Origin of the sequence: Paenibacillus sp. EC2-1, from assembly GCF_049311625.1 — a bacterium.
Taxonomy (GTDB): Bacteria; Bacillota; Bacilli; order Paenibacillales; family Paenibacillaceae; genus Paenibacillus_AQ.
Genome location: NZ_CP186006.1, coordinates 4451170 through 4476197 on the forward strand (window position 1 = coordinate 4451170; position 25028 = coordinate 4476197).

21 protein-coding genes are annotated in these 25028 nt (G+C 43.0%); 3 read left to right on the forward strand and 18 right to left on the reverse strand.

Annotation, left to right across the window (positions count from 1 at the left end; genetic code table 11):
• Positions 1-191 precede the first annotated feature (191 nt).
• The 6 genes from ACK8P5_RS20795 to ACK8P5_RS20820 all read right to left on the reverse strand — a co-directional run bounded on the left by ACK8P5_RS20795 (position 192) and on the right by ACK8P5_RS20820 (position 9454).
• Entirely contained in the window at positions 192-2219 is a 2028-nt protein-coding gene (locus ACK8P5_RS20795) for a glycosyl hydrolase family 18 protein (protein ID WP_422661531.1), read from the reverse strand.
• A 313-nt stretch (positions 2220-2532) separates the two neighbouring features.
• The gene (locus ACK8P5_RS20800) at positions 2533-4083 is read right to left on the reverse strand and encodes a hydantoinase/oxoprolinase N-terminal domain-containing protein (protein ID WP_422658150.1); all 1551 of its coding nucleotides are present in this window, start codon (positions 4081-4083) and stop codon (positions 2533-2535) included.
• On the reverse strand, positions 4076-5179 hold the full coding sequence (locus ACK8P5_RS20805; RefSeq protein ID WP_422658151.1) for a DUF917 domain-containing protein: 1104 nt from the start codon (positions 5177-5179) through the stop codon (positions 4076-4078). The genes ACK8P5_RS20800 and ACK8P5_RS20805 overlap by 8 nt, the downstream gene beginning before the upstream one ends.
• Positions 5176-6444, reverse strand: a complete 1269-nt coding sequence (locus ACK8P5_RS20810) for a cytosine permease (protein ID WP_422658152.1) — start codon at positions 6442-6444, stop codon at positions 5176-5178. The genes ACK8P5_RS20805 and ACK8P5_RS20810 overlap by 4 nt, the downstream gene beginning before the upstream one ends.
• A gap of 125 nt (positions 6445-6569) precedes the next feature.
• Positions 6570-8156 carry a PucR family transcriptional regulator gene (locus ACK8P5_RS20815; protein WP_422658153.1) on the reverse strand — a complete coding sequence of 529 codons (1587 nt, stop codon included), beginning with the start codon at positions 8154-8156 and terminating at the stop codon, positions 6570-6572.
• Between the two features lie 176 nt (positions 8157-8332).
• Entirely contained in the window at positions 8333-9454 is a 1122-nt protein-coding gene (locus ACK8P5_RS20820; RefSeq protein ID WP_422658154.1) for an FAD-dependent monooxygenase, read from the reverse strand.
• 293 nt (positions 9455-9747) lie between these two features.
• Here ACK8P5_RS20820 and ACK8P5_RS20825 point away from each other — a divergent pair, with 293 nt between their 5' ends.
• Positions 9748-10722 carry a copper amine oxidase N-terminal domain-containing protein gene (locus ACK8P5_RS20825; protein ID WP_422658155.1) on the forward strand — a complete coding sequence of 325 codons (975 nt, stop codon included), beginning with the start codon at positions 9748-9750 and terminating at the stop codon, positions 10720-10722.
• A 70-nt stretch (positions 10723-10792) separates the two neighbouring features.
• A complete protein-coding gene (locus ACK8P5_RS20830) occupies positions 10793-11020 on the forward strand; it encodes a hypothetical protein (RefSeq protein WP_422658156.1) in 228 nt (75 codons plus the stop codon).
• Positions 11021-11087: 67 nt separating this feature from the next.
• Here the strand turns inward: ACK8P5_RS20830 and ACK8P5_RS20835 are convergent, their stop codons facing one another.
• The 9 genes from ACK8P5_RS20835 to ACK8P5_RS20875 form a co-directional block, all read right to left on the reverse strand.
• The gene (locus ACK8P5_RS20835) at positions 11088-12068 is read right to left on the reverse strand and encodes a GNAT family N-acetyltransferase (protein ID WP_422658157.1); all 981 of its coding nucleotides are present in this window, start codon (positions 12066-12068) and stop codon (positions 11088-11090) included.
• Between the two features lie 589 nt (positions 12069-12657).
• The gene (locus ACK8P5_RS20840; protein ID WP_422658158.1) at positions 12658-13842 is read right to left on the reverse strand and encodes a DUF5780 domain-containing protein; all 1185 of its coding nucleotides are present in this window, start codon (positions 13840-13842) and stop codon (positions 12658-12660) included.
• A gap of 431 nt (positions 13843-14273) precedes the next feature.
• A complete protein-coding gene (gene groL / locus ACK8P5_RS20845; protein WP_422658159.1) occupies positions 14274-15902 on the reverse strand; it encodes a chaperonin GroEL in 1629 nt (542 codons plus the stop codon).
• 60 nt (positions 15903-15962) lie between these two features.
• Positions 15963-16244: a co-chaperone GroES gene (gene groES, locus ACK8P5_RS20850; protein ID WP_054956559.1), complete on the reverse strand. Its 282-nt coding sequence runs from the start codon at positions 16242-16244 to the stop codon at positions 15963-15965.
• A 316-nt stretch (positions 16245-16560) separates the two neighbouring features.
• Complete coding sequence (gene tatC, locus ACK8P5_RS20855) at positions 16561-17331, reverse strand: twin-arginine translocase subunit TatC (protein ID WP_422658160.1); 771 nt, start codon at positions 17329-17331, stop codon at positions 16561-16563.
• A gap of 167 nt (positions 17332-17498) precedes the next feature.
• Positions 17499-17726 carry a twin-arginine translocase TatA/TatE family subunit gene (gene tatA / locus ACK8P5_RS20860; RefSeq protein ID WP_422658161.1) on the reverse strand — a complete coding sequence of 76 codons (228 nt, stop codon included), beginning with the start codon at positions 17724-17726 and terminating at the stop codon, positions 17499-17501.
• A gap of 200 nt (positions 17727-17926) precedes the next feature.
• Complete coding sequence (locus ACK8P5_RS20865; RefSeq protein ID WP_379244424.1) at positions 17927-18412, reverse strand: MogA/MoaB family molybdenum cofactor biosynthesis protein; 486 nt, start codon at positions 18410-18412, stop codon at positions 17927-17929.
• 70 nt (positions 18413-18482) lie between these two features.
• Entirely contained in the window at positions 18483-18959 is a 477-nt protein-coding gene (gene moaC, locus ACK8P5_RS20870) for a cyclic pyranopterin monophosphate synthase MoaC (RefSeq protein WP_422658162.1), read from the reverse strand.
• Positions 18960-18973: 14 nt separating this feature from the next.
• The gene (locus ACK8P5_RS20875) at positions 18974-19588 is read right to left on the reverse strand and encodes a 5-formyltetrahydrofolate cyclo-ligase (RefSeq protein ID WP_422661532.1); all 615 of its coding nucleotides are present in this window, start codon (positions 19586-19588) and stop codon (positions 18974-18976) included.
• A gap of 186 nt (positions 19589-19774) precedes the next feature.
• Here ACK8P5_RS20875 and ACK8P5_RS20880 point away from each other — a divergent pair, with 186 nt between their 5' ends.
• The gene (locus ACK8P5_RS20880) at positions 19775-21727 is read left to right on the forward strand and encodes an ABC-F family ATP-binding cassette domain-containing protein (protein WP_422658163.1); all 1953 of its coding nucleotides are present in this window, start codon (positions 19775-19777) and stop codon (positions 21725-21727) included.
• Between the two features lie 436 nt (positions 21728-22163).
• Here ACK8P5_RS20880 and ACK8P5_RS20885 read toward each other — a convergent pair.
• The 3 genes from ACK8P5_RS20885 to rimI form a co-directional block, all read right to left on the reverse strand.
• Positions 22164-23320 (reverse strand): IS3 family transposase gene (locus tag ACK8P5_RS20885; RefSeq protein WP_422658164.1). Its coding sequence is split into 2 segments (ribosomal slippage): positions 22164-23047 and positions 23047-23320, totalling 1158 coding nucleotides; the frame shifts between segments, so codons are not numbered across the junction.
• Positions 23321-23460: 140 nt separating this feature from the next.
• Positions 23461-24507 (reverse strand): tRNA (adenosine(37)-N6)-threonylcarbamoyltransferase complex transferase subunit TsaD, encoded by a 1047-nt coding sequence (tsaD, locus tag ACK8P5_RS20890; protein WP_422658165.1) that lies wholly within the window; start codon positions 24505-24507, stop codon positions 23461-23463.
• On the reverse strand, positions 24504-25028 hold the full coding sequence (rimI, locus tag ACK8P5_RS20895; protein ID WP_422658166.1) for a ribosomal protein S18-alanine N-acetyltransferase: 525 nt from the start codon (positions 25026-25028) through the stop codon (positions 24504-24506). The genes tsaD and rimI overlap by 4 nt, the downstream gene beginning before the upstream one ends.

The window sequence follows — 25028 nt, forward strand, 5'->3', positions numbered from 1 at the left end:
CGTTGTGAAAGATCATTATTTTCGGTCGTCAAGCTGGTATCAAATCAGCCGAATTTGTAAGAGCATAATAGTTAGCAATAGCCAACTAGATCAGCATACAGTAAACGCTTGGACGTATATTAGTCCAAGCGTTTTTTTACTGAGCTGACACTCTTTATACATTACATGACTGCCCAAGCGAATTTATCATCTTAATGTGGTAGGTCTGTGTTTACAATGGTTTGTAAGGTTCTGTTTCTATCCGCATTTAATTCCCAGAACATTGCACCGCGCAGCCCTTTCGACTTGATAAACTCATTCTTCAGATGAATCGATTCTTCATCATCGTAAGAAATAAAAATTTTGGTAGATGGATTATATAGGAATGGGGTCTTCGTCACACTGTTCCAGTACCGGGTATATCCTTTACCACCCACAGTATACTTACCTGTGGAATCAGCCGATAGCAGACCAGTATCTTGCATAAAGGCAAAGTCATAGGTCGATCCAGCGGAGCCTCCCGTCGCTTCACCAGTACAACTTTGATACAATCCGTTATTATTAGGACCTGCATTGCACCCTTTCCAGCCATAACCATAGAATGGTTCTCCAACAACTATCTTTTGGGCTGGGATACCTTTGTTTAAGTAGTTGGTGACTGTGGAACTAAGGCTGAATTGGCTGTTGCCATTCGGATTAGCTGGGTCATGATAAAGCGGTGCTTCGGCAGCACTCGTTGCATCCCACGGCCCGTAGTAATCGTAGGCCATGATGTTAATCCAGTCTAAATACTGCGAAGCATTCAATAACCAATTATTTGTACCGCCTGCATCCGCAAGAAAACTCGAATTCGCGCTTGAAGCAATCGTAATATAGTAGTTTTTACCGTCTTGTTGTCCGGCTGTATCTAGCGCCTGGCGAAGTGTCTGCAGAAGCAGGATATAATTCGCTTTATCAGCGTTACGTTGACATGTTTGACCGGCTGCACAAGGCACACCAATACTGTTCGGATATTCCCAGTCAATATCAATTCCATCGAATTGATATTGGCGCAGGAAATTGACAGCAGAGGTAGCGAAATTACCTCTTGTTACAGGGTCATTGGCCAGATTAGAGATCTGGTTAGACCACGTCCACCCTCCCACAGCAGCGAACAACTTAAGATTAGGATTCGTATTCTTTAATTGTCTTATCGCAGCCAGTTGGTTATACCCGCCATCTGCTGTACCATCTACATAGGGATCTCCAAGCACGATGGAACCGTTCGGTGCATTACTTGCACTTCCGTCGCCATTTTGACAAGTCCAGGTATTTGGATTCGGTGAGCTTGGAGAAGGATTACCGTGTCTGCCGTTCCAGCAAACATCAAGGAAAGAATAGTTAATAGCTGTTACTTTGGTCGTATCGATTTTATCTGCCGTAAAAGAAGGGGAGTCGTAGGTAGTCCAGCTTGGAAAGTAACCAACGATTTCGTATTGGGGTGTGTTTTGATTCTGGGGATTTGTTGTCACTTGGAGCGCCTGACTAGCTGCTGAAATATTACCTGCTGCATCTTTGGCTTTCACTGTAAAAGTATAAGTCGTATTCGCCGTCAATCCTGTGACGGTATAAGAAGTTGTATTCGACGAACCAGCGAGCGTCGTGTCATTATAGATCTGGTACCCTGTTACGCCGATGTTATCTGTTGAAGCCGTCCAGCTTAGAGATATTGAACTTGTAGTTATGGTAGATGCTGTTATATTACCTGGCGCTGTTGGTGGTACTGTATCTGAAGCGATCGCACTAGTCGATACGCTAACTGATGTGCTGGGTGCTGAAACATTGCCAGCGGCATCCCTTGCTTTAATTGTGAAAGTATACAGTGTATTAGCAGTCAAACCCGTTACTGTGTAGGAAGTCGTTGTTGTAGATCCAGCTAATGCGGTACCGTTGTACACATCATAACCAGTGACACCCACCTGATCTGTTGAGGCGCTCCAAGTTAATGTAACAGAATTACTAGTGACATTGCTTGCATTAACACTGGTTGGAGTCGTTGGTGGCTGTGTATCTGTAGAAGCTGTTTGTTTGCTCCACAGTGCAGGTACGTTTGGTGGTTCCCAGCCAACAAGAGAGGTATGTCCCTGTACACACTGATAGGTATCTGTTCCGTAGGTAACAAGATCGCCTGTTTTATAGGCCGTATTCGGTGCCCAAGGTGCAGCGCCGAAGGCTGTAAGCGGTATGCCCGTGAAGACCATAATCAAGACCAAAAGCAAGATTGCACTAACTTTTTTAACTTTATTAACTTTTTTCAAACTTTACCACACTCCATTCCATTTGGGTTACGATCCTAAAGGTTACGCTTAGTCACCATCCTTCTCGTATCGCTCTATGTAATCGGCTAGGTGAATTGAAAGCGCCCATAAGATATCAGAGGTTATGATAAAATTTTATATATTATGCAATATTTTACATAAAATGATTAAACGGTCTAATGTCCTGCGTGTTTAAACGTGAGCATTACAGCAAAAAAAGCAACGCTATTTCATTAGCGCTGCTTTTTCACTGTTTCTAACTCATTTTACCTACCACTTTGACTCTTAAGCGTGTTGCATTTTCCGGATGATAGGCTAGCGGCGTCTCTTCGACTTCAACCAGTTTAATCGTATTCGGATCAGCGCCCGCCATAACTGCCTGTTTCACCGCTTTGTGCTCAGCATCCTGAAGTGATTGTTCTCTCGGTTCGCGTGAATAAATGTAGATTTGTTCATACTGTCCACTAATTTGAGAGATTGATGCCCCGATGGCATTCGCAACTCCGCCGTTCTCCACTTTCACAATCTCCGTTACCCCAGGAATCTCATCTGGAATAATAACGCTACCCCCACCTACGAGTACGACCTGTACATCTTCGGAAGAAGTCTTCATCTTATCAACTGCGTTAGATAGGATCGAAGAAATCACAGATTGCACTTGTCTCGCAAATTCTTCATCAATATGACTTACTAGATTCTTGTCTCCTACCTCAAGTAGTCCAAGTCGAACCGCGATGTCCGTCGTAGTAAGCGTACTTCCACCAAAGACGAGTGCCTCTTCTGTGATCTTATAGCCTACGCTATCTGGCCCCACTGTAATTTTCCCGTTATCCACACGTACAATGCTTCCCCCGCCAAGTCCTACGGAGATAATATCCGGCATTCTAAAATTCGTGCGAATATCTCCAACTTCCACTGCGACAGAGGACTCTCTTGGAAATCCATCTTGCAAAACACCGATATCCGAAGTGGTACCGCCGACATCAATGACCATCGTGTTTTTAATGTTCGCTAAATAAGAAGCGCCTCGAATGCTATTCGTCGGCCCACAAGCAATCGTAAGAATCGGGAATTGTTTCGCATATTCAATCGACATGAGCGTACCATCATTTTGACATAAGTACACTTGTGCGTCTTGAATCCCTTCGGCTTCTAGCGCATTCGTAAATCCTGTAGCCGTAGTCTCAATGACTTGGCATAGAGCCGCGTTCAGTATCGTTGCATTCTCCCGTTCAATCAGACCGACAGACCCGATTAAGGAGGAGCAAGAAACCGGATAGTTCTCCCCGTATGCTTCCCAGATCATATCTCGAACCTTAAGTTCTTGGTCATTTTTGATGGATGAGAAAACGCCAATAATCGCAATAGACTCTACCTTTTCACGCCAATCGGCCAAAAGATCTTTAATCTCCTGCTCGCTCAACTCCCCCAGCAATTGACCATCATATTCATATCCACCATGAACTAATGCATAATTTCCTGATAGTTTCTCAACCATGTCTTCGGGCCAAGCCGTATAGGGAAGTACAGAAGCTGTAGCAGGGTATCCTAAGCGGATCACGCCTACTTTCGCTAATTTCTTCCGTTCCACAATGGCATTCGTACACTGTGTTGTACCGAGCATGGCATGAGTGATTTTCGTTTTATCAATGTTCGCTTCTTTCAACACATTCCGCAGCGATGTCTCAATACCCGTCTTAATATCCAGTGTCGTTGGAGATTTAATGCTATGAATCAGTTGGTTATGCTCGTCCAAAATGATAGCATCTGTATTCGTGCCGCCTACATCGATTCCGATTCTATACATGTTTAGCCACCGCCTTACCTACCAGTTCCTCGATCGGAACGTAATCGTAATCATACCCAAAATACTTCGGCCCTACCGTTTCAATGCCGATGTCGGTTCTCCACTTCGGATGGGCGGGAAGCCCAATGACGCGGACACGTTTACCATATTTCAAGCTCTCCGTTGTCACGGGAAGCAAAGTTTCATAATCGACCAGACAGATTAAATCCGGTGTCATTGCGATAACCTGACCATTCATCTCGGCAAGGAGGTTCTCGTTCTGGAAATAAACCTTCATCTGTTCTTCTTTATTCGTTTCAATGCCTTCCAAGTTCATTTTCCCGAAATTGAAGCCGCCCTTGGTTTCTCGGATGACATCTGTAATTTTTCCTTGGAACAGCTCATAGCCTGATGTCAGATTCAACAACTGCTCAAGCTTGTCTTTTGCATCTCTATTCTTAGATGAAATGATCTCTCCGATCTGCTCAGATAGAGTCACGATGTTGTGAACACCACTCTTCTTGATCTGAGCACCCGTCGTCGGATATAGGCTCACTAGAGCACTAGCTCCCATCTCCACCGTTGCTGTACGAGCTAACCGTTCGGTCCACTTATTGTCGATCGTCTCGAAGATACCGATGTTTCCTTTCTCGTCCGAGATGGCAAGCGGCGCGGCCGAAATGCCATCCAGGTTAAAGGTCACCATCTGAAGTTCCGGAAATGCTCTGCCCATCCCATCACAGTCGATAAGTGGTAAATTCAGCTGTGCAGCAACAACGATGGGAATCATCGAATTGACTCCGCCCGCTTCCATCGGAAACGTGCCTGTAATCTTGTCTTTGCCCAAATACTTGGCTAGCATCTGAAACACCTTAACAAACTCGTCACCTTTCGGGAACTTCTCAACTAATACCGAAGGTGCCCCCATCATGGCAGCAGGAATGAAGAAGTCTTCATCTTCAATCTCATCCACGGAGTATAGTCTAACGGGTCCGTGTTTTTCGATAGCCGAAAGCGCCATGAGTTTACCGATATAAGGATCTCCTCCTCCACCCGTTCCTAAAAATGCAGCACCTACAGCAATATGTTCAATTGATTGTTTATCTAAATATCTCATTGATTTCCCTCCATGATGACAGACTTTGTAGCCGTGATTCTATAACCGACGATATACAGAACAAATGAAATGATGATACCGAGTAGCGGCTGGTTCGATACTTGTGGCAAGCTTGGGAAAAAGGACAACACAACCGGCATACAAGCGATGATCGAGCCAATCAGCCATGAGAAGACACCAAGGCGATTCATGCCCTCTGTTTCCTTCCAACTATTCTTATCCCCTTTGTTCATAATCCAGTAGGATGCAATCATAACCCCTGCGACAGGTGGAACCATCGCTGACAAGATCGACATCACCGGCGTGAAGTAATTCAAGATACCGATTACGGCAAGTACCGTCCCGATGAGTCCAGCAACCCCTACAGCCCACTTCTCTTTCTCTTTGGAAATATGAAGGACATTGGTAAGTGCAAATCCACCCGAGATAGCGTTCACCATGTTCGTTTTCCACGTAGCCAGAATCAATACCGTTCCCCCAATAAATGGTGTTGTAATATTAATAAAGACAGCCGCAATATCACTAGTCTGGTAAGCAAAGGATAGTATTGCTCCCACAATAATCATGAGTACGCCGGAAGGAACAATGCCGATCAATGCTGCTTTGAGCACATCCGAACGCTTTCTTGAGAACTGTGAATAATCGCCTGCGATAACCGCTCCTAAGGCAAATGATCCAATGGTTACTGCTAATCCGTCCATGAATTTCATCTGTTTCTCAGGCTGGTAACTCCAAATGTTCTGGATCGAATCCATTGTGAACGCTTGGACTAAACCATATATACATACAACGATCAGTAAAGGCACTGCTATATAACTAAGTACCCGAAGTACTTTAATACCGTACAACGCTGAGACCACCATGACCAAGCCACTAATGAAAGAAGCAAGGGGTACGGGGATATTCATTCCATAATCCGCTAGCAGATTTGCCAGGGCAGCGCCGCAGACATTAGCCTGTATCCCGAACCAACCGAGGCAAGCAATGGCGAGAATAATGGATAAAATCGTTCGCGAGCCTTTTTTCCCAAATACCTGAGCTGCGACTTGAACGGTCGATTTGCCTAGATCCGTACTTTGAATCCCCTGAAGAATCATTAAGGCTACGATAATGGCGTATCCCAAAAACGCGATTAACAATGTTTTGGGTAAGCTCATGCCAGATATGAGCGTATTCCCGACCAGCAGACCGGGTATACTGATCACCGCTCCAGCCCACACCATCCCTAGGGTGAACCAAGACTGGTGTTCTCCGTCCTTTCTCATGTCATTTCCGCCTCCTCGAAAAGTAAATTTCACTTAGTATAGATGGAATCATAGGTTTACGTCTTTTTCTAAAACGAAAAAAAAATCCGTGATTTTTGTCTGTACGACAAAAGTTACGGATTACACTAGCTATGAATAAGTCGATAAATCATGCAAGCCATGTACACATCGTAGGATTCAGAGTTGACCGTTACATCGTAACCAATTAACTCGCTAATCTTCTTAATGCGATATTTCACCGTGTTTTTATGGACGAATAGCATTTTGCCGCAGACATCGAAATTCCCCTTTGCATCCAGCAAAAAGGTCATTAAGGTCTTAAGCGAATCGTGGTCGCTCATAATTGGCTCCATGACAGCCATCCATTCCTCCAGAGCTTCTTCTCCCTGTACACTCAAATCAATAGCTTGCTTCATTGAACGGATCTCCGCCGCCGTAAATAATTTACGATGTTCATAAATGAGATGGACCTTACGTCCAACACTGTTCACGAGTTGATACATACGCCGCACGTCTTGCGTATTTCTCATCCGCGGAGCATAGACCATTTCAGAAATCAGCGCAGATGAATGGGTCGTATCGATATACTCCGCAGCAATTTCATACTCGTTGTACTTGTAAGAGCAATTCCCCATGAGGGCGATGATACAATGGTCAATGGTTTGGATAACCGATGTTTTGTAATATTTGAACAGATGCTCTTCCAGCTCTTCGCGAATTCGCTTCTCTTGCGACAAATCATGAATGTACACGAGCCACATCATTTGAATGGAAGAGACATCAATATGGAGCAGATGAGCCAGTCTTCGCATCTTCTCACTTTCATCATTAATGATCGCTTTGACTAAGGCATATTCGCTAACCTCGTTGTGCTTATCCCCCCACAAATTAATCGCCACCTGTACAACCTCGCTGATCTTATCCATGGTCTTCGCAGGCAATTTGGAGTTCTCTTTGATCAAAAATAGATAGAGCACTTCCCCGTTCTTCTGATGAATGCTCTTGTATTCCACAAAACCATCTGGAATCGACGGTTCTTGTCCTTTCGTCCCTTGTATCAAAAAGGGTGCATAGGTCTCAATCAGAGGGACCACATCTAACGACGAATTACGCGGCCACATCACTTGATTTACAATCTCCATATGGGTGTTCGTCAGGATGATATTCGCTTTCAGCCGATCAGACAGAATTTTCAGCGTCATTTCTACGCTTCGCGTGTGCTCCGGCAACAGCGATACCTTCTCTAACGCTTCATTGACAAAATTATCATTGATCGTCTGATTGTTCAGAATGATCGATTCCATCACTTCATAGATCACTTCGTTATAACGAAGTGACGAATCATTCTCCGGCATGCAGATGATGATGAAATTTTTGGACTCAGCTAATTTCAGCACCTCTTCAGCCACTTCGGGAAGGATGATTCCAACATAGTATAGAATTAACCCCACTTCTCCAAGTCCGTGTAAGTATTCAATCGTTTCGCACTGCTTCGCAACACTATCTTTAATGGAGTAAAAAGAACTGATCACAATCTCTTCTGCATACCATTCTTCTTGGATGGAATGGACGATCCGAGAGGAATATTCTGCATTCGAAACCTCTAATACAGATAAAGAAGATATCGTACGCTGAAGATTATTTTGCCCCGTAAGTACCTTAGCCCCCCGAAAGGAAGGCAGTTGCAGCATATCTTGTACCGTGATCCCCATGTTCATCACCACTTCTTCTCTGTTGTTATCTCATGTTGTTATTCTTATATCCTTATTACATCATATTCATATTATAACCCTTACACTATAAGCTAGGTATCTTAATCCTGCTCTATAAAATGAAAAGAGATCTGCCACGAAGTTAAACAACGTAATGGAAGACCTCTTTAAGTAAACTATTGCCTAAACGTCTGGCTGAAAAATTGCCCTGACAGTACCATTTGACGCACTCTCTCTAAACGAAGAGATTCATACTTTCTCAAAGCTTCAATCGCCTTATTGGCATGTATGCCCTTCGAAACACATTCACCTAACACTGCAGCATCTTGTAGCGATTCATTAAATCCGCTGGCCGTAACAGGTGCAGGTACATGAGCCGCATCTCCAACCAAGCCGATTCGTCCTATAACAAGATTGTCAGGAACATATTCTTTGATCGGTATGCCAATGATATTACGCGTCTGAACAGCATGACGCATGACGGATGACCAAGGCTCAGGCCATTTCTCAGAAGCTTGGTCCGCTAACTCTATGAGCGTCTTTTCAGGTATATCTGCGCCATTAAGAGAGTGAACCACAACACTTCCTTCTATACATCCCAAGTGATACAGTAGATCATTGCGGGAATTATCGTACCATGTACATCCAATCCGCCGATTTCCTAAACCAGATGAGCTATCCTCTCGTTCAATAACCGATCCGAATAAAAAACCGTTGCTGCTATCTAGCATCGTAACTGGTGGATGATTTTCCCGTGGACGATACTTCTCAGGTAAGTCTTCCTCACGCATCGAAGAAATCCATACCATATACCCGGCGAATCTCGCATCTGGTTTATGTGGTGCAACATGACGCCGGACCAAGCTAGAATGTCCATCTGCACCGATCAAGATATCGCCCCGAATAACCTCTCCAACATCAGTCTCAACCCAAGCGGTATCAGCATCCTGATTGACTGATTGAACACGAGTGTTATACCGTAAGGCGATACTGGGATACCTCAGAACTTCTGCACGGAGACGAGACTCTATCGATGACCACAGCTGTATAGAACTCCTCCCTCCTGAGACCAGATCTCTTAAAAATCTCGCGGTTCTGGATTCACCATACTCTCCACCGTCTACCCGAATCCCAGCCCCTGTGCGCTGTCCCTCCCCAACCTTATCAATGATCGTTACATGTATCCCTTCCCTCGAAAGAGCTATGCCAGTCATGAGACCAGAAAGCGACGCCCCTACAATAACAGCAGATCCTTCTCTATCAACATTACGATTTTGATGTAGATTAAATATATTCATCCGTATTCCCTCCCGTTGTTATATGCAAACTTCACTAGTAAATGTGATAATTGTTTAAAAGCGATATTCCATCTGAGGAATTAATACTGATACGGAGGATTTTAAAGCAGATGGAGGAGAATTTGGCTGGGAGTGAATGAAAGAACAATACAGACATAAAGATATGTATCAGAATATCCCCAAAAATATAATGGTATATTATCCTTTATATAGTTACAATAACGGTAGCATAAATTACTTACTGTAAATGGAATATCTGGTACGACTAATTTCATATGAAGGAGATTCATGAGATGAAGAGAAAAATAGCCATTGCCGCTACACTTCTATTTACTCTGGTAACATCCTCCGTTAGTGCAGACCCAAGTAAAAATGTTGTCATTGACGGACAAACTGTTTTATTTGATCAGAAACCTATTGTTACACGAGGTGTAACAATGGTGCAGTTTACACCCATTTTTAACAAACTAGGAATTACCTCCTCTTGGGATCAGAAAAAAAAACAAGTTACAGCTAGAAAAAATGGTACCAAAATCGTATTAACTGTTGGAAGTAAAAATGCTTATATTAACGGAAAACGCATTTCCTTAGAAGTTTCTCCTGTAGTCATCGAGGGAAAAGTTTTCGTGCCACTTAGGCTTATAAGCGAATCCACCGGTGCCAAACTGATCGTTCGAGATCATGGAAACACAATTGAAATAACGAGTACTGTATATAATAGCGAACCAGAAATATCGTCTTCAGTTGTTACTCCTACTCCTACCCCAACTCCGACACAACAGTCTTCAGAAAATCCAACAGCATCTACAGCCACTGATGAACAAATCGAAACCTATCTTAATTCAAAATATTCTAAACTTAGAATTGATGAAGATTCTTATGATGTCAAACTTACCACTCTCACTAGTTCCTCAGGCTTCTCCATTGGTATTCACATGAATGATATGAATCAAATAAGTACAATAATAAAGGCACCGAGAAATAATTTATCATACATATTTAAATTAACTAAAGACCTTGCAAAGGATCTATATGAGAAATATAACAAAGAAGATTTTAGCGTTTATATATACCTCTCTTTTGATGCGCCCATTTATCCGGAGCCATTCAATCCTGAAAATATAACAAGCAATACAGATGGAACTTATCATCTTAAACAGCCTCTTTATCTTGCCCGTTATAACTACCTTGAAGAGGGTGCTTCATTCTACGCGATAGACTTAGATGATAATGATGAGCAAATTTTATTTTATGAAGCTGGGTTATAGAAGCTAACACAAATGCAAATCCTTCTCTGTTCGGTTACAATAAAACAAAACGGAATGTGGAGGCTACATCATGAATATGGAAGAAGAATCAAAACAACAAGCCATACCGGCGGAAGACGATCAGGGGAATTTCAAGCTGCTTGACGTGGAACGCATCCTATCGATCTCGTCCGAAATCGAAGGTGACGAAGATAGTGCGGCGATTTTTCATTATGACGATGGCAAGACGTACAAATACGTACACAGCGAGAAAGCCATGAAGCAGTTCGGCGAATGGATTCAAAAAGGGGAAAAATAAAAACAATCATAAAAAGCTGCCATAAGGCAGCTTTTGTTGTAATTATAAGAACGTTTTCTTACCTACCTTAAATCTTACATACCATTTTATAGTTCCCTGGAACCGCGTTAAATCCTAGCAGATCACGGTTGATACGAAGCATGGGAGCGTTCATCGAATCGTTATGAGTTCTCAGAGAAGTAGCCCCCTCAGCACGCGCAGATTGAATGCCCAGAAGTTTTAACGCGAGACCAATCCGCTTCCCCCGGTATTCCGGTAAGACGCCAGTATATTGATGATACATCGCATTAATTTCTTCGTTCTTCTGCAGCGTCACTACGCCGATGTAACCTTCTCCGTCTTTGGCGATATGTATGTATTTAGGCTCCACGCCAGGCATATCAAGGTTCCACTTCCGCCACTCTTCAAACCAAGGAAAGTCCTCGTTATATCCCGGAATATCCTGATGGGTTATGCGGTATAGGTCATAAAGCTTTCGTTCATTCTCCTCACCAGGCTCATCCGCCAGCGTTACAAACCGAATGCCGGACTGCTCAGCCGTGCCAATGCACTGGAATAAATCTTCATTCGAAAAAGAGGATAACCCCAGCACGGATTCGAAGGTATGACGCTCCTGCTCATAACCCCTCCGCTGTGCAAAACGGAGTGAAGTCTCATCATCCTCTTTCATGAAGCAAATAAGTCGAGATGCTTTTACCTTTTGAGCCCATGAGCTCACTTCATCGTACAAGGCCCTGCCGACTCCATAGCCGCGTTCCTCCGGATGAACGACCAACGTGAGATTCAGATTTCCCGGCTCACCCCAAGGTGCGCGCCATATGATCGTATATCCAATGACATCCCCCTGCTCGTTCTCTGCCACCCACTTCGGACGATCCCAGCCCATGAGTTCGCCGTCCTCGTTATAATGCAGTTGCCCTGGCGGAATGCTCTCCTCATCCGCCTGCAACTGCTCAGCCGTTATGGGCACCGACCACAAAAAGTTGATCAGCGAGGCTGCTGCTGGATAATCTTCCTTGCGTAATGGGCGAATCGTAAATTTAGACAAGATAAGCATTCCTCCAAAGATATATTTGGTTTTATTTTCCTTATTATCTCATGTCTTGAGATGATTTTGGGGTAGAGTTTAATTCTTAATTGTTTTTACCTCAAGAATTAATTCAATATCGGCTAGTAACATCTGAAACATTATCATTCGATCGCAAATAATGCACCGACTGCTTCATTTCATCAAATTTCCTCAGTTAATCTATAGTACATATCACAAGCATTCCAAAAAAAAGAGACACCTCAAAAGTTCGGAGAACTAATAAGATGACTCTAAAAACTATTAATATGTGGTCAAAATATGGTCGTTGCCACCTATCAACCTATTCAAATCCTTGATACAACAGGGTTATAAAACCCTTAATACATTAAGCCGGACATTCCAACATTCACACTACTCTCTTATACACCATCCAACTCTACAGAAGATGCTAGACAAACTGAATAGACTTTAACATAAAGTAACCACAAGGACGCAAAAATACCTTGTGGCTTTCGATTCTTAAGATAAATATCACTTTTTGATAGCAAACAATTAACAAAACAATAAAAATGACAAATATATTAATAACGAGTTAACCGCTTATCTGTTAATGGAGGGGTTTTCCTTTATTTTCAGTCAACCAGTATTCATAGTAAGGGTTCGTCCACTTTGTATCATCATAATATTCCACCTCAATGACACATGCAAGTAAAGTCTCAGTCTTCTCTGCGGCTGAATCACTATAAATGCTCCAACCCGAACCTTGTCCATAGGTTGTATTAGGCTGTATGTTTACCGCTTTTGCATTACCTTTAGTAAGATGGTCATTTGAATCAAGATTGATCGGATAACCTTGATTATCATAAGCTAACCAACCAACCACATAATTTTTCACAACTTTATTTGAGTTATTCTTGACAATAACTTGTGTATGGTAAAAATCTATATATGTACCAGTTCGAACAATTATAGCAGATTCTACAGATACTTCTTGACTATTTTTTAATTCTTCCATCTTCTTTTTTCTTTCAATAGCCTTTTTCTCTTCATTCAGTTTTTCATAACTAGCTTTTTTTGCAGAAACATCCGAATCATTTGGTATTAAAACTAACGCATCGCTTAAAATGCTGATTGCCTTATCATAGTCATTGTTGGTAGACAACTGCTTGGCATCTTTTAAAGCATTAGTTTTATACTCTGTTATATATGTAGAAATTAATTCTTGAGCCTTAGCATAATTTTCATCGTCCGTAATTACTTTCTTAAATTCACTAATGCCATCTTTATAGTTTTTATTTGCGATAAATTCCTGACCTTTTTTAAATGAAGTTCTTGAATCATTTAGTTTATCAATACTAATGATTGTTGCTTCAACGTCAGATTTTACTAACTCTAATTTCTTTATGGTGTCTAGCGAAATAGATGCTTTTTGATAATTAATTTTATTATTCTTAAAATCCTGATTGATTCGCTTCAATTCATCTTTCATGAAATTTTCGGCTTTATTTTCCTGTTCGGAATCACCCTTGATTTCTTGACTATAAATGGTATTTGCATCCAAATATTGATTGCTTTCTACGGCATTTTGAAATTTTGTTATTGGATTGTTTAGGAGCAGTAAAATTGTTACTAAAATAACTAGAGCAAGTATTCCACTACCACCAAGAACCAGAAGTTTCTTACGCTTCATTAAGTTAGTGTCATTACTAGTAGAAATTTTTTTTCCGCATTTTTTACAGAAAACACTGTCATCTTCAAGCGCTTCATTTCCACATTTATTACATTTTATCAAACCAATTCCTCCTAAGATGTCTTTGTAGGCATATATTACCATGTTCTATCAATTCAGGTCTAGTAGACTATAATTTTCAAAAAAATAATTAGTTCAAAAGTTTCATAATCTAAAGAGGGGGGATTTAAAAATTAAATTCTCCACTAATCGCTTTCATGTCGTCAAATTTATTATCAGTGCAATACTCAACAAACTCACCAAGCATGGTTTGATAATTCGTAATATTTTCTTTAGTTGTATTGTTGAACTTACGATCTTCCAAAAAAACTGAAATACAAATTTTAACAACATAAAAAACCACTCCTTAATAAGATTATTAAGAAGTGGTCTTTGTTTCATTTATAATAAGCAACAGTGACTGCTTCACAAATCCCCGTCTAATCTAGACGAAAATTCATTCTGCTAGGCACATGATCTAAGGCTTAGTTGCCTTACATCATGCCGCCCATTCCACCCATGCCGCCCATGTCTGGCATAGCTGGTTTTTCTGGTTCTGGCTTGTCAGCAATTACTGCTTCAGTAGTCAAGAACATAGCCGCAACGGAAGCTGCGTGTTGAAGAGCGGAACGAGTTACTTTAGCAGGGTCAACGATACCTGCTTCGAACATGTTCACCCAAGTATCAGCTGCAGCGTTGTAGCCAATGCCGATCTCTTCTTTCTTCAGACGCTCAACGATAACGGAACCTTCTTGACCTGCGTTAGCAGCGATTGTGCGGATAGGCTCTTCAAGAGCACGTAGAACAATGTTCACACCTGTCTTCTCATCGCCTTCTGCTTCTACTGCTGCAACAGCGCCATATACGTTCACGAGTGCAGTACCACCACCGGATACGATACCTTCTTCAACCGCAGCGCGAGTTGCGTTCAGAGCATCTTCGATGCGGAGCTTGCGCTCTTTCAATTCTGTTTCAGTTGCTGCGCCAACTTTAACTACGGCTACGCCGCCAGCAAGTTTAGCAAGACGCTCTTGCAACTTCTCTTTATCGAACTCGGAAGTTGTTTCTTCGAGTTGGTTACGGATTTGCTTCACGCGAGCAGCGATGTCTTCTTTGTTACCAGCACCGTCCACGATGATTGTGTTCTCTTTAGTTACGCGTACTTGACGAGCAGTACCCAATTGATCGATTGTAGCGGATTTCAGGTCAAGACCGAGTTCCTCAGTGATCACTTGGCCGCCTGTCAATGCAGCGATATCTTGCAGCATTGCTTTACGACGGTCACCAAAGCCAGGAGCTTTAACAGCTACAGCGTTGAATGTTCCGCGCAATTTGTTCACGATCAGCATCGCTTGAGCTTCGCCTTCGATGTCTTCAGCGATCAGAACAAGTGCTTTGCCTTGTTGTACGATCTTCTCAAGGATCGGCAAGATTTCTTGCGTGTTTGTAATTTTCTTATCTGTGATCAGGATGTATGGATTCTCAAGAACAGCTTCCATTTTATCCGTATCTGTAATCATGTATGGGGAGATGTAGCCACGGTCAAATTGCATACCTTCTACAACTTCCAGCTCAGTCAAGAAACCGCGGGATTCTTCAACCGTGATAACACCGTCTTTGCCCACTTTTTCCATAGCTTCTGCAATCAGTTGACCAACTTCTTCGTCAGCTGCAGAGATCGCAGCAACTTGAGCGATGGATTGCTTGCCTTCGATTGTTTTGGAAATGTTCTTAAGTTCTTCAACAGCTGCACGAACCGCTTTGTCGATACCTTTACGGATAACCATTGGGTTAGCGCCTGCAGTTACGTTCTTCAGACCTTCACGAATCATCGCTTGAGCAAGAACCGTTGCAGTTGTAGTACCGTCACCGGCAACATCATTAGTCTTTGTAGCTACTTCTTTAACAAGCTGAGCACCCATGTTCTCGAATGCATCTTCAAGCTCGATTTCTTTAGCAATCGTTACACCGTCATTCGTGATGAGCGGGCTTCCGAATTTCTTCTCCAATACAACGTTACGGCCTTTCGGACCGAGCGTTACTTTAACTGCGTTTGCCAATGCATCAACACCACGAAGCATTGCGCGGCGGGCGTCTTCACTAAACTTAATATCTTTAGCCATGTTATAACATACCTCCTAATGGATTATGAAAATTTAACATTCTTATATTCAGGTTGTGAATTAACCCAAGATCGCGTGGATGTCGCTTTCTTTCATAATCAAATATTCTTTACCTTCGTATTTGATTTCTGTTCCAGCGTATTTCGAGAAAATAACACGGTCGCCTTCTTTAACTTCCAAAGCTACACGTACACCGTCTTTCAAAGAACCGCTACCTACTGCGATAACTTTACCTTCTTGCGGCTTTTCTTTAGCGGAGTCCGGAAGCACGATCCCGAATGCCGTGGTCTCTTCTTGTTCGATTGGTTCTACCAATACGCGTTCACCTAAAGGTCTGATCATGAAAAAATAGCCTCCTTATAAAAATTATATTGTTGTACTTTCGTTCAAAGCTTTATGTATTAGCACTCAACCATCGTCAGTGCTAACAACCAACTTTATGATACTCAAGTTGCCTGAAGATTTCAAGTCTTTTACGATATTTTTTGATCAATTTTTGATCCGATTATCGAATAGAAGGTTGTCCTCCAGACTCCTCTTTCCATTCTATCCACAGCTTTTTATTTTATGCCTACCGTTAACTTCGGATTACGCAAAAAAAAGAGCATCCCCATTCAGGACACTCTTTCCACATAAAAAAACCTAAACTCTTGCGATATTATTCGCCATCCACCCGCGTGTACCGGCTTTCCAGCTCCATATCAGCTTGTAATTGCTTACGATAGATCGTCGCTGAGAGGAACACACTAAACTCATATAGTAGAAGTAACGGAATCGATACTAGAAAATCAGAAATGAAATCCGGTGGAGTGATGATTACTGCTATAAATACAAGCGCGAAGTATGCCAGACGACGCATTTTCTTCAGTCTTAATGGATTTAAAATACGAATTTTCGTTAAGAACATCACAATCAGTGGTAACTCAAATATGAGTGCTAAAGGAAGGACAAGGTTAAACATAAAGTTAAAATAATTCGTAATTCCATACGTTTCTTGCAGGCCCATGCTCTGCGTAATGGATGTCGTAAAGTGTAGTGTCATTGGGAAGACGATGTAGTAACCAAACAGAGTTCCCATAATAAAAAGTATAAAGGCATATGGAACATAGCGTATCGCAGCCTTCTGTTCCACTTCGCGCAGGCCTGGCTTAACAAAAGCCCATATTTGATAAAATATAAACGGTACCGATATAACAAGCGAGAATAGTGCCGCGATCTTCATATAGATCCCAATACCATCCCAGAAAGAGAACGCATTCAGTTCAAATCTCTGCGCTTGCTCCGATTCCGTCAAATATCGATAGATCGGCTCCGCTATAAACAGACCAGCAATCAATCCGCCCACAAACACGACAAGTACAATAATAATTCGCTTGCGAAGCTCACTCAGATGCTCCACAAGCGCCATCTCTTCCATTTTCTCCGACACGCTAGATATCACCTCATCTGTATCCCGGCAGCACAAGAAGAAACGGCAGTCTCCTCACTTCAGCAAGAGTTCCGTTTCTAATAAAATAATTGCACAGTCTTGGATGAAACTTTGTTATTTTAAAATAAAATCCCTCCCGAAGGAGGGGTTCACTTCACGAAAAGTACCTATTCGGGAAGGCGTTTATCTTCAGCCTTAGTCTGTGCAGCAACTGGCTGTGGAGTCTCTTGTTTCTTGGAAGCTGGCTCGTCCTCAATAATCTCACGTGCCCCATCCTTAAACTCACGGAATGTTCTACCTACAGCTCGTCCTAGTTCAGGAAGCTTGTTCGGACCGAACAGCAACAATGCTAAGATGACGAGTAAAATAATACCCGGTACACCGATTGGACCCATACCTATTCTCCTCCTTGTCCTATTTGAATGAAGTCTGAATACAATACAATCAGGCAAGATCAAATAGGTTGTAACATCAAAACTTGAAAAATAAGCCAATAAACGTGTATACCGTCATCATACCATAAGAAAAATCACATATATAGTACGGAAAATTGAACATTTTCTGTACATTTATTACTTATAAACATAATTATTCCTTATTCTCGGTATTGTCCTGTTACCATAAGAAGGGCTTCCGGCAATTGATCCATGACAGCAGCCAAATTCTCGTGTACTCCTTTTGGAGATCCCGGTAAGTTAAGAACCAAGGTCCGTCCTCGAATTCCGCACACCCCTCGGAATAACATAGCACTTCGATTCTTCTGCATCACTGTAGCTCTCATTGCCTCCACAATACCAGGTACTTCCCGTTCCACAACCCGCATCGTAGCTTCTGGTGTTACATCCCTAACTGCCAATTCCGTTCCTCCAGTTGTAAGCACCAAGTCCACTTGAAAATAATCCGTCAGCTCAATCAACGCTGCAATAATCTCATCTTCTTCATCGGGAACAATCCGATATTCAATAATTTCGCCGCCCAATTCCTCTTCAATTAGTTCCCGAATAACTTGGGCGCTCGTATCCTCGCGTTCCCCCCGTGAGCCTTTATCGCTCGCCGTCAGGATCGCCGTCTTCCATAACATGAGTACCCTCTCCTTCCCCTTCTAACGAATCTATATTCAATAATAAAAACACGAAAACAATGATTCCCTGCTAGTTCCGCTCGCTCAGGTAATCCCCGCTCTTACCACCCGTCTTACGAATTAATTTCGTCGGACCGATCTCCATATCCTTTTGCATAGCCTTGCACATATCGTATACAGTCAAAGCAGCTGCAGATACAGCCGTTAGGGCTTCCATCTCTACCCCCGTCTTTCCTGTTGTTCTCACAGTTGCTTCTATATATAATTCATCCAGGTCGTTATTGCCAAATTCCACATTTACACCCGTAAGGGGAAGTGGATGGCACATCGGGATCCAATCTGATGTCTTCTTGGCAGCCATGATAGCCGCTACTTGCGCTACTGCCAGTACATCGCCTTTTTCAATACCGCCCTCTTGAATGCGGCGCAGCGTTTCTGGATACATCTTTATTGTTGTTACTGCAGTGGCGCTCCGGGATGTAATGTCTTTATCACTTACGTCCACCATCTTCGCTCTACCTTGCTCATTAAAATGACTTAGTTCCATTCCATCACCTTCCGCTAGAATCCAGACTTTATGTAACCATTCTCTGTTATAAGCCCATCCAGACGCAAGTCATGATATTCCATCGGCACTTGGTTCGTAAGCTGTGCTTCATACCCGAGGCCGATCCATAAGGGCGGCTTGCACTCCTCGTTCATCTGTGTTGTCAGCAGGATCCGATCCCGAAGACGATCATAATATCCGCCTCCATAACCGAGCCTGCCACCTAATCGATCAAATGCAAGTCCTGGTACCCATATGATTTCTGGAACAAAATTCGCTAAACATTGACTTGCATGTGTTGGATCTGGCTCAAGAATACCATATGCCCCTCTAATCAGTTCGTCCTTGCTATGGAGCGTGTACAGCTCCATCATTCTGCTCTCCTTGATACTCCTTGGTACAATGACATCCACACCATTCTCCCACGCCCATGTAATTAGCGGCCATGTATCGAGTTCCGAACGAAACGGAACATATACCAGCATACTCTTCACATGATGTAGCATCAGAAATTCAGCCGCATGACGGCAGACTTGACCCGAAATCTGGTCTCGAAGGCTGCTTGTCATAGAATTTCTTAGTGCAATATGTTGTGCTCGAAGTTCAGTTTTGGATTCAGAAATGTTCAGGGCAAGTCTTTCCTCTCTTGCTTATAATTATGTTTAGTTTACCATTGTTCCTCCCATTCGCCAAGAATGTCGGAAGTCACCTTCAATCGGTCGCTTGTTTACTATTTTTCATGTAAACTTACACTATCATCATCTGAATTTTATCGATGAATTATGAACTATATATAGATGGAGGTTATAACTCTCATGCTGCTGCAAGCCAATGGCATTACGAAATTATATGGAGTCACCCCTGTGCTAGAGGGAATCAATCTGCAGGTTCTGGAACGCGAGCGAATCGGACTTGTTGGGGTCAATGGCGCGGGGAAATCAACACTTCTTCAGATTCTGGCTGGAGAGCTGTCACATGACGGCGGACAAATCTTTAAAGCTAAAGAAACAACAATCGGATATTTAGCGCAAAACAGTGGACTCCACTCAGACCGATCCATCTGGGAGGAAATGCTCGATGTGTTCACACCACTAATCGAGGCCGAACGCGAACTTCGGCTGATGGAGCAGCAAATTGCTGATCCAGCTTCCAGTGAAGATCCTAAACGCTATCAAGACCTGCTTGACCGATATGCTATCCGATCTGACTGGTTTAAAGATCAAGGCGGTTATGAAATGGAAACACGGATCCGCAGTATTCTCCATGGGATGGGTTTTGGTACCTTTTCACCAGATACTCCGATCTCCACTTTAAGTGGCGGTCAGAAGACACGCCTGGCCCTCGCGCGCATCCTGCTTCAAGCTCCTGATCTGCTTATGCTCGATGAGCCTACGAACCATCTGGATATCGCGACATTGACGTGGCTTGAAGATTATCTCCGCGGATATTCAGGTGCGTTACTCGTAGTATCCCATGACCGTTACTTTCTTGACCGCCTCGTTACTACTATCGTGGAAATTGAGCGGCATCAATCAAAACGCTATACCGGAAATTACAGCAAGTATATTGAACTGAAAGCTGCTGAATATGAGTCACAACTAAAACAGTACGAGAAGCAACAAGATGAGATCGCAAAAATGGAAACTTTTATTCAGCGTAACCTTGTTCGTGCTTCTACGACAAAACGTGCTCAGAGTCGCCGTAAAGCGCTGGATCGGATGGAGCGCATGGATAGACCCATGGGCGATCTCAAGAAAGCTCACTTCTCCTTTGAAGTTGAGTACATGTCTGGTAAAGAGGTCCTGCAGGTAAAAGATCTATCCGTCTCCTTTAAGCCAGGAGAAGCCTTGTTCCAAAACGTATCTTTCGATCTTCGTCGAGGAGAAACCGTAGCATTGATTGGACCGAACGGAATCGGGAAATCAACGCTGCTTAAATGCCTGATCGATGATATGAAACCCGCCTCCGGCACTTTGCAATGGGGAACAAAGGTTAAGATCGGTTATTATGATCAGGAGCAGTCCGAATTGAACCCGAAAAATACCGTACTTGAAGAACTATGGAGCGCCTATCCTCACATGGAAGAAGCACGTGTGCGCACTGTACTTGGTAATTTTCTATTTAGCGGGGAAGATGTCCTTAAGAAGGTCGGTTCTTTAAGTGGTGGTGAAAAGGCACGCGTATCTCTGGCAAAACTCATGTTATTAGAAGCCAATATGCTCATTCTGGACGAGCCTACCAACCACTTGGATTTGTTCAGTAAGGAAGTTCTCGAATCTGCGCTAATGGATTATGAAGGCACTCTATTCTTCATTTCACATGACCGTTATTTCCTGAATAAGATGGCAGAACGCATCGTTGAGCTGCATCCTGACGGGGTTCAACATTTCCTGGGTAATTACGACGATTATACAGATAAACAGCAAGAAATTGACGAAATGAATAACGAACCTTCCGAACCATTTGCGCGCCCTGGACTTAAGCAGGAGACCGCTCAAGAAGCCACTCCTGAGAAACAAGGTGCCTCGTCTTTCGAAGCAGACAAACAAGCCAAGCGTGAAGAAAGAAATAGACAACGAAAGCTCGTTAGCTTGGAAGAGCAGATTCATACATTAGAGACAGAAATCGCAAATCTAGAAGCAGAAATGGCTCTGCCTGAAATTTATCAGGACTATATGGCTCTGCAAGATCGACAACAAGCTGCGGATACAAAGAAAGCTTTGCTTGAAGAGATTTTTACAGAATGGGAATCATTGTTGGAGGCATAATAAAGCTACTAAAACAAAAAGACAAAAAATGTTCACAAAATAGTTTCAAATCTAACATTAGAGTTATACACAAAGTTATCCCCAGATTAAGTGCATAAGTATGACCGAAAAATGGCCTATTAGGCCATTTTTTTGTTGTTAAACTAGCTTTTGAGTATGTATATCCAAGTTTATCCACGAAGTTATACACATTATCCACAATTTTGACAGATGTTTTTGAAACTTTTACTCTCTATTTTCAACGACTTCCAAACCGTGAATTTATCCGTGTTTTTATGATTTGCACACATTTTTGAGGGGACATGTGGATAACCTTGTCCACAACTTGACAGATTATTGATCCATTTATACAGGGCACATCCTTCAATAAAAAAAGCCCGCCCTCTCTTGGGACTGACCCCTGTTAATGAGACAGGGATCAAAACACCTTGCAAGTTTAAGCAGCCAGTTGCCGAAAATGAATCGGTGACTGGTTGTTTAGTTTTGTTTGAATGCGAATTGAGTTATAGTAAGTAATGTAGTCTCGAACGGTCTTTTCGACGATTGCCGTCGTCGTACAGGTTAAACCTTCGAGGTAGAACGTTTCAGACTTTAGTGTGGAATGAAACGATTCGATGGGGGCATTATCAGCGGGCGTACCCTTACGGGACATGCTCATGGTAATGCCTTTTCCCTTTACTGCTTCCTGATAAGCCTGGGAGGTGTACACGCTGCCTTGATCGCTATGGAGTATGGCGCCCGGCAGAGATGGTAATTGATTGAGCGTTTCTAGTACAAATGCGGTGTCTTGCTTGTCAGCTATACTGTATGCCACAATCTCTCCATTAAACAAGTCCAAGATACTCGACAGGTACAACATTCTTCCGCCAAAAGGCAGATATGTAATATCTGTAACGAGTTTTTGCATGGGTGCATTAGCTTTAAATTCACGCTTCAGCAAATGTTCTGCTATATAGGCTGGCTGTCCTGTAGTCTTGCGTTTCTTCACTTTGACACGACACTGCAGACCCTCACACTGCATAATCCGCTGTACGCGTTTGTGATTAATCTTATACTCTCTTCGAAGCAACGCTGTGATCTTTCGGTATCCATAGCGAAATCTATGTTGTTTACTGAGTTCATAAATTTGCTTTACCAAATCGTCCTCGTATTTACTCTCTAAGTTAGCTTTCCAGCGATAGTAGGTGGCTCGTGGAACCCCAATCCATTTCCCAATCCATTTGCACGCTTGTGTCACACTAACCTCTTCTCGGATCGACTCAACCCATTCCACTACGACTTTTGGAGATACCTCCTTTCCATTTCCTTGAACTTTTTTAGCAGATCTACCTGTTGTCTCAAGAACCTATTCTCTGCCTTCACTTTCTCTAACTCTGAGACGTATTCTGGTCCTTTACCGTAACTGTACTGTTTACCGACAGGTTGCTCCAACCGTTTCAGCTCACCACTGCGGTACCATTTCATCCAGGTCTTCACTTGTGTCTTATTGCGTATATTCAGTTGATCCATGACTTCTTTCACTGGAATGCCAGCCAATCTCATTTCAATGGCTTTCATCTTCACTTCTAGTGGATAGCTAACTCTTGTTGCCAACGCAAAAACACCTCCAAGGTTGTCTCCATATCTTACGACATGGTTGAATTTTCTTGAAGGTGTTTTAATTTGTCTCACATTATGGGGTCAGTCCCCTTTCATTACAAGAGAAGACAAGCTTAATTTAATCTGGTTAGATCCTATAGCTTATTAGAAGCCCATTCCTCTAATGGCAACTGAGGGTCTGCCTTCATATCAAGTGGCGTCGAAACTCCCTCTTTCCATTTTAGATGTGCCGCGGCACCAATCATAGCTGCATTATCTGTACAGTATTGATGCGGAGGAATGGTTAGGGGAATTCCTTCCGACTTACAGCGTTCCGAGAGAAGACGACGCAGCCCACGGTTCGCAGCAACCCCTCCGCACAGTAGAAGCTGCTTCGCTCCATAAGCCTTTACGGCACGCACTGCTTTTTCCACCAGTACTTCGGTCACCGATTCCTGAAACCCTCTCGCGATGGCCCCAGTTCTTACTTCCTCCCCGCGCATCTTACTCTGATTCACTACATTCAATACAGCCGATTTCAGTCCACTGAAACTAAAGTCATAGGAGTCTGCCTCTAGCCAGACACGTGGAAGCGATACAGCGTCCTCTGCTTCCAATGCCAGCTTGTCTACATGAGGTCCGCCAGGATAAGGGAATCCCAGTGCGCGAGCCACTTTATCATATGCTTCGCCGACAGCATCGTCACGTGTACGGCCAATGAGTTCAAAGCTTCCTTCAGACTTCATGTATACAAGTTCTGTGTGTCCTCCAGATACAACAAGTGACATACACGGATATTCAATGGGCCCTACAATCCGGTTAGCATAGATATGTCCTGCAATATGATGAGTTCCAATCAGCGGTTTACCGAGTGCATAGGCCAAGCTTTTGGCCGCTACAACACCAACCAACAAGGCACCAACAAGACCTGGACCTTGCGTTACAGCTACCGCGGACAAATCCTGCATATCAATGCCCGCTTCCTCCACAGCTTCCTCTATGATCATCGTGATACATTCCACATGCTTACGTGATGCTACCTCTGGTACGACCCCACCAAAAGCCTTATGCGTTTCGATCTGACTAGCAATCACACTGGATAATACTTCATGTCCATCTTTTACAATCGCAACCGATGTTTCATCACAACTCGTTTCAATAGCCAAAATCAAGCTATGATTCTCTATGTTCTGTTCATTCATGATAGAACTTCGCTTCCTTCCTCGCCGCCGTCTTCACGGTAGGTGGGCAAATCCGCCCACATAATCAGCGCATCCTCTCCATTATCGGAATAATACCCTTTGCGGATGCCTGCAGGCTTAAACCCTTTTTTAGTATATAAACGTTTAGCAACCTCATTGCTTACTCGAACTTCAAGTGTAATCCGTTCCATTCCGAGAAAGGCTGCGGTCTTCATCAACTCACTGAGGAGCAATTCCCCCCATTTACGACCCCGATATGCACTTAACAATGCAATATTGGTAATATGCGCCTCGTCGACAATCGTCCACATTCCCGCATAACCAATGGTCTTGCCTTCATACTCCATAACCATATAACGTGCAAAATGATTCATTTTGAGTTCATTATGAAATGCTTCCTCTGTCCAAGGAAGGGTGAACGCATCCTGCTCAACGACCATAACATCAGGTATGTCTTCGATGGTCATCATGCGGAAAGACAGACCTTGCTCATTGACCTGTGTTCTGTATTCCTGTTCCAT